Consider the following 6589-nt stretch of genomic DNA (forward strand, 5'->3'; position numbering starts at 1 on the left):
TCAAGGAGCAGTAGGACCGAAGCTCGCTCAAGGAGCAGCGGGGCGGGCCGAAGGTCAGGCGTCCACCGACTCCAACTCGACCGCGGTCTCACGTGGGCGGACGGTGTGCGGGCCTGCGATCGAGGTGCGGTTGCCGATCACCACGACGACCACGGCGAGGACGGCCATGGCGATCCCGAAGCCGAACATCTCCGGGTAGTCGATCGACGGGAACGCCGAAGTGACAGCCGCCATCGCTGCGGGTGACGCGAAGCCCAGATAGGTCAGGCTGTAGAACACCGCAGTCAGTCCGGCGAGCTCACTCGGCCGGGCGATTCGCTGGACTTCGAGAAGACCGGCGATCAACGCCATCCCATAGCCGCATCCGAGAACCGCCGCCGCGGTCAACGCGAGCGGGATCGACAGTGTCGTGTACGCCGCGGCAGCAAGGGCGAGGCCGACGACCACGAAGCTCAAAGCGATCACCATGATCCGCGGTGATCCGGGCTTGTCGAAGCGCTTGCCGAGGGTCTGGATGCCGAAGCCTGCGGCGAGGCCGACGACGCAGCAGAGCCCGGCGAAGGCGATGGACCAGCTCGACGTCTTCTCCGTCATGAACGCCGGGATCACCGCGTAGGCGACCGCACACGCGCCGAACACCCACGGCGCGACGGGAGCGACCATCACCCAGAACCGGGGGTGCTTCGCCGACCGGATCGACAGATCCTCCCGCAGCGTCCGTCCGGAGTCCTGGGCGGCGCGTGATTCAGGAGCACGCAGCAGAGCCGCGAACGCGACCACGGCGAGTGCGATGTTGACCGCGTACGACAGCTGGTTCGGCCACGGCGCCCACTGCGCCAGGATCGCCGCCAGACCTGCGCCGATGCCGAATCCCGAAGTCAGCGACAGTGCGGCGCGCCGTGCGCCCGCGGTGGCTGTCGCACCGTCACGGTCGGACAGTTCTTTGATCCAGCTGCCGCCGACGGCCATCGCGAGGCCGAGCGCGATCCCGCTGAGCACCCGACCGACGGCGAGGAGCGCAACCGAGTGCGCTCCGAATGCCAGCAGCAGCGATCCGGCCGCTGCGATCACCGGGGACGGGAGCATCAGCGGGCGGCGTCCGAGCCGGTCCGACAACGGTCCGCCGATCAGCAGCGCGGGGACGATGCCGAGCACGTAGGTGAACAGGAGCAGGTCGACCGCGACAGCCGACATGTCCGACGTCGTGCGATACATGACGAGGAGCGGAGTGAACTCGTTGCCTCCCCAGGCCGCGGCGAAGACGGCGAGCGAGACCGCGGGCCAGCCGGTGATGCGTGATCGGCTCATCGGAGTCCTCCTGGAAGGTCGTGGACGGTCGACAGGTGCGTGATGAGGAGTTCGGTGAACGCTTCCGGGTCGGTGATCGCTTCCGCCAGACGAGCGTGGTCGTCGAGGATGGTGTCAGCGACGGCGGCCCCTGCCTGCAGTCGGCTCGCCGTCATGCGGCGGTGTCGCTCTCTGAGAGAGACGTAGACCTCGCTGAGGATCGCGTTCCCGCCGGCGGCGACGATCAGCTGGTGGAACTCCGCGTCGAGACGAGCGAACTCCGCCGTGTCCGACCTGCTCACGTCGGCGTGCTGCGCGAGATTGTCGCGCAGGCGTTCGCTGAGCTGGGCCAGTTCAGCAGGCCGACCGACAACCGACCGTGCGGCGTGGGATTCGATGGCGACGCGCGCGTCGAGCACATCGCGCGCTTCCCGATCACCGATCGGCACGATGAGCGCCCCGCGTTTCGGATACAGGCGCATCCAGCCTTCGGCTGATAGACGGAGGAACGCCTCTCGAACCGGAGTACGACTGACGGCGCACCGCTCGGCGATCTCACCCTCGCTGATGAGCTCGCCTCCGGCCAGACCGCCAGTGAGGATCAGCTCCTTCACGTCGGCATACACCCGATCCGCTGCTGAATACGTCATAGATACATGATAGATCCTTGTGTCGTGTGTTGAAAGTCCTTAGACGGTTGGTGGTGCTCCGGTGCCCAGCGGGACGCCGCCGACCATTGAGGAACTTTCGGGCACGCGACACCAGCTCACGCGGACTCCCGCCACGTGGCACCTGACCGGGCACAGCGACGTCATCGGTGACAGAATCATCGGAACCATCACCGATGTAGACCACATCACTCGTCGAGTTGCGTCCGGTCGAGGCCGGACGTCTAGGAGAAGTTCGTGACCAACACCGCACCCGGGCAGCCCACACAGATCACCGACGACGAGATCTTCCGCGCACACGAGGGCGGGAAGCTGTCCGTCGAACTCAGTGCGCCCATCGACACTCAGCGCGCACTCTCGATCGCCTACACGCCGGGCGTCGCTCAGGTCTCGCGCGCTATCGCGAAGGACGCGGCTCTGGTCGAGGAGTACACGTGGACCAAGCGACTGGTCGCGGTCGTCTCCGACGGCACGGCAGTCCTCGGGCTCGGCGACATCGGCCCACGCGCCTCGCTCCCGGTGATGGAGGGCAAGTCGGCCCTGTTCCGCACCTTTGCGGGACTCAATTCGATCCCGATCGTCCTGGACACCACCGATCCCGACGAGATCGTCGAGACGCTGATCCGTCTCCGCCCCAGCTTCGGCGCCGTGAATCTCGAAGACATCTCGGCACCGCGCTGCTTCGAGATCGAACGCCGCGTCATCGAGGCACTCGACTGCCCGGTGATGCACGACGACCAGCACGGCACCGCGATCGTCGTTCTCGCCGCACTGAAGGGCGCCCTCACGCACCTCGACAAGGACATCACCACCCTGAAGGTCGTGATCTCGGGGGCAGGCGCAGCCGGTGTGGCATGCGCGAACATCCTGCGCGCCGCGGGCGTCCCCGACATCGTGGTGCTCGACTCGAAGGGTGTCGTCGGCGCCCACCGCACCGACCTCAACGAGTTCAAGACCGACCTCGCGGCATGGAGCAATCCGCGCGCCCTCACCGGCGGCGCCGCGGAGGCGCTGAACGGCGCCGACATGTTCCTCGGAGTCTCGGCCGGACTCATCGACGAGGCCTTCATCGCGACGATGAACGACGATGCGATCGTCTTCGCGCTGTCGAACCCCGATCCGGAGATCCACCCGGATGTCGCGGCAAAGCACGCCGCCGTCGTCGCCACCGGCCGCAGCGACTTCCCGAACCAGATCAACAACGTCCTCGCCTTCCCCGGCGTGTTCGCCGGCGCCCTCGACGCTGACGCACGACGCATCACCGAGGGCATGAAGCTGGCCGCCGCGGATGCGATCTTCGGCGTCGTCGGCGACGATCTCGCCGCCGACCACATCGTCCCGAGCCCGCTCGATCCGCGGGTGGCACCCGCCGTCGCCAAGGCCGTCGCCGACGCAGCTCGCGCCGAGGGCGTCACCAAGTAATCTCCTCGCGCTCCACAGTTCCGGCCGGGCACAATGGCGGTCATGGGACTGTGGAGCGGCACCGACCTCGATCTGCCCGGATATCTGCGGCGCATCGGTTTTGACGGCGAGCCGTCGCCGTCCCTGGAGACCCTCGAGAAACTTCACCGGCTTCACACGACGTCGATCCCGTTCGAGAACCTGGAGATCATCCTGGGACGCGGGATACCGCTCGACCTGGAGTCGGTTCAGCAGAAGCTGGTCCGGTCCGAACGTGGAGGCTACTGCTTCGAGCATGTCGTCCTGTTCGCCGCCGCGTTGGAACGGCTCGGATTCACTTTCACTCCGATCATCGGCCGAGTCTCGCTCGGTGCCGACTGGACGAGTCGTCCCGCCACCCACGCGCTGGTCGTCGTGGAGGTCAGCGGCACCCGCTACCTGTGCGACGTCGGTTTCGGTCGAGGCCCCCTCGGCCCCATCGAACTGCGGGACGGGGTACAGACCGATCAAGACGGCTGGCGCTTCCGGCTGTCCTCCGATCCGATCGGCGATCTGTTCGGCACCGACCGGTGGACACTGTGGCAGCACGACGAGAAGTGGATCGACCGCCACGTCTTCACGCTGACACCGCAGACGCCGATCGACTACCGCGTCGGCAACCATTTCGTGTCGACGTCACCGCGATCACCGTTTGTGGCACGGCCGTTCATTCAGCAATTCACCGCCGCCGAGCACCACACTCTCGACGGCGACACGCTGACCACTGTCCAGCCCGACGGCCCTTCTGCGTCGCGCAGCGTTCCAGCGCCCGAGGTTCCCGATGTCCTCGCCGAAACCTTCGGCATCACGCTGACCTCCGACGACGCGGCGGCGCTCGTCGAGATCGAGGCCGCACGCCGGTCGTCGAGCGACGAGTGACGACCCCGTTTTGCTCCTGAGCCCATCGACTCGGTAGCATCGTCTCCGCTGCCTGTCACAGGCGGCACGCCGCCTTAGCTCAGTCGGTAGAGCGAGTCACTCGTAATGACTAGGTCAGGAGTTCGATTCTCCTAGGCGGCTCTCTACGGACGCAGGCCAGACACCGCTTCTGGCCTGCGTCGTTTCTTTGGGCGTCTCGAACGTACGCCACCGCCGCATGTTGTTCGGCTTCGCCGGCAGGAAGCACGACTGCGAGAACTAGCCTCCCCAGACCCAAGTAAGCGCCGACCCCTCATTGAAGGGCCGGAGCTTACTCATTGTCGTACTCGAACAGAGGCAGCCGCGACTCTGCGGTGTGACGGCCAAGCCACCGTCACGGCGTCATCAGCCCACCGGGCATCTCGTCATCGTCGCGGCGGATCACCGTCGGCACTGTGGACGGCGTCGAGAGCTACGGCGTTGTGCTGGCGTCCACCGTGGGGCCGCCGTGGAGCTCGACATCGATCATGGTGGCGAGCGTACTGCGACTCCACACTCACCGTCTGAATGTCGGAAATAGACCGCAATGAACCAAACGGACCGTGGTCCGTGTCCGGACCGGACAAATGGAAACACCCGCTGAGCTGGTCGTCTGCCACGAGTTTCCAGTTTGAGTTTGCCGAATAGTTGCCTGGCGGGTGGAATCACCTGCGGAAGCACAACGCTTCCACCGCACACCGAATCTGTAGTAGGTATCGCCGATTCGGGAGCGGTTGTTACACAGGCTGATTGGCCTGTTCCGACTTTGGGGGTCACCTATGTTGCGTCGCATCGCGACACCACTCGTCCTTGCCGTCATCGCCGTGTTCGCGTTGGCTTAAAGTTTGCTCGCCGGACCTGCCGATGCCCGGACGCATCACACGCGTGAAGGTGTCGACATCACCCTCACCGCATCCAAGCTCCGAGCGAAGAAGATCCCCGCCCTGGACTCCTCACCGTTCTCCGGCGAAGCACTGCTCTTCTCGGACGTGCACGCCGCCGTCCGCAACATCGACGACAAGACCGTTCGAGCGACGGTGGAGGTCGGCTACCAGATCGGGTACCCCGTCTCCGTCGCGCCCAACGGCGTGAAAGTCACCGCCCACACCCCCGAACTGAAACTGACCGGCGGCCTCAACGCCAAACTCGCCCCCAACGTCACCATCTCCGGCAGCGGCGGCGGAGGCTCCATCGGCGAGATCGGCGCCGAACTCGGCGCTGAAGCGACCGTGATCCCGTCGGCAGACCTCGAATTCGAAGTCGGCGCAGGCAAGATCACCACCGTCACCCTCGCCGAGATCGCCCTGACCCAACCGACCGCCGACATCGTCCTGTCCGGCATCGAACTCAACACCACCAACGCCCTCGGACCCATCAGCGTCCGCCCCTACGCCAAAATCAGCGTCACCACCGACACCGGCGTCTACGTCTACTACGACCACGGCCCCACCAGCCGCATCTGACCCGGAACGACACCATGACAACGAACCATTCCCGCGGCCGCGAGCGGCACGACCGGGGAACGCTCCTGGCGGGCCTGATCGCGCTCACTGCACTCGCAGCAGCAGTCCTGATCGCGATCTCACTCGCACCAGCATCCGCCGAAACCCCGGCCGAACGCTGCAAACGCGAAACCACCGCCTACAACAACGCATGGAAGAACTCCTGGGCCGCATCACACCCAGGAAAGAAACCCAGCGACGCGCCCAAGCCGCCGGTGCCCTACAAGTGCGGAGGAAACAACGACGGACCACCGCCGACCGTACAGCCGACGACAACTCCACCGGAAGCGCCCACAGGAACAACCGCACCAGAATCGACAGTACCCAGCGACAGTTCGGGCCCAGATCTCAACAATCCGACCGACCGCCGTGACATCCAACACCCCGGAGTGGGACAGCCGACCATCGGTTCGGGCAGCGATACCTCTAGGACGCAGCCACAGACAACATCAGTTCCGGTCTCTCCGAAACGAAAGCAGCCATCAACGACCGTCGGTCAGCAGTCGCAAACAAAACGCGACCCCTCAGCGTCAGCAGATCCTTTGTCCAACGTCAACTTCAGAAACGGCCCCAAGTCCCCCGGGGACGGGCTTCGCCACAACGCGGATGACCCTCACGGGAAATGGTACGGCGGCTGCGAAGAAGGCTATCACCGGAACAATGGCGGCTTGGGGAACTGCTACCCCGACTACGACTACAACGTGATCGATGTGCAGGCCATGGGCAGACAACGCGGTGCCGCTTTGGTTTCATGCAGCTACGGCGTCAACCCGTGCACGATCGGCAAGTCAGGGC

General features: G+C 65.5%; 6 protein-coding genes and 1 tRNA gene. 5 read left to right on the forward strand and 2 right to left on the reverse strand.

Going from position 1 to position 6589, the window contains the following annotated elements:
• Positions 1–54: 54 nt before the first annotated feature.
• The gene (locus GM1_RS19730; protein WP_008381847.1) at positions 55–1308 is read right to left on the reverse strand and encodes an MFS transporter; all 1254 of its coding nucleotides are present in this window, start codon (positions 1306–1308) and stop codon (positions 55–57) included.
• Positions 1305–1937, reverse strand: a complete 633-nt coding sequence (locus GM1_RS19735) for a GntR family transcriptional regulator (RefSeq protein WP_008381849.1) — start codon at positions 1935–1937, stop codon at positions 1305–1307. The genes GM1_RS19730 and GM1_RS19735 overlap by 4 nt, the downstream gene beginning before the upstream one ends.
• Before the next feature lie 255 nt (positions 1938–2192).
• On the opposite strand from GM1_RS19735, the gene GM1_RS19740 reads away from it, so the two are divergent.
• From GM1_RS19740 to GM1_RS22540, 5 genes are all read left to right on the forward strand, one after another.
• The gene (locus GM1_RS19740; protein ID WP_008381851.1) at positions 2193–3377 is read left to right on the forward strand and encodes an NAD(P)-dependent malic enzyme; all 1185 of its coding nucleotides are present in this window, start codon (positions 2193–2195) and stop codon (positions 3375–3377) included.
• A 42-nt stretch (positions 3378–3419) separates the two neighbouring features.
• Positions 3420–4274: an arylamine N-acetyltransferase family protein gene (locus tag GM1_RS19745; protein WP_040520815.1), complete on the forward strand. Its 855-nt coding sequence runs from the start codon at positions 3420–3422 to the stop codon at positions 4272–4274.
• Positions 4275–4342: 68 nt separating this feature from the next.
• Positions 4343–4415, forward strand: a tRNA-Thr gene (locus tag GM1_RS19750).
• Between the two features lie 722 nt (positions 4416–5137).
• Entirely contained in the window at positions 5138–5755 is a 618-nt protein-coding gene (locus GM1_RS19755) for an MspA family porin (RefSeq protein ID WP_008381855.1), read from the forward strand.
• Between the two features lie 14 nt (positions 5756–5769).
• Positions 5770–6589, forward strand: an 820-nt coding sequence (locus tag GM1_RS22540; RefSeq protein WP_008381856.1) for a hypothetical protein, incomplete at its 3' end; no start/stop codon positions are given.

It is taken from the genome of Gordonia malaquae NBRC 108250, from assembly GCF_000344135.1.
In the GTDB taxonomy this organism is placed as follows: Bacteria; Actinomycetota; Actinomycetes; order Mycobacteriales; family Mycobacteriaceae; genus Gordonia; species Gordonia malaquae.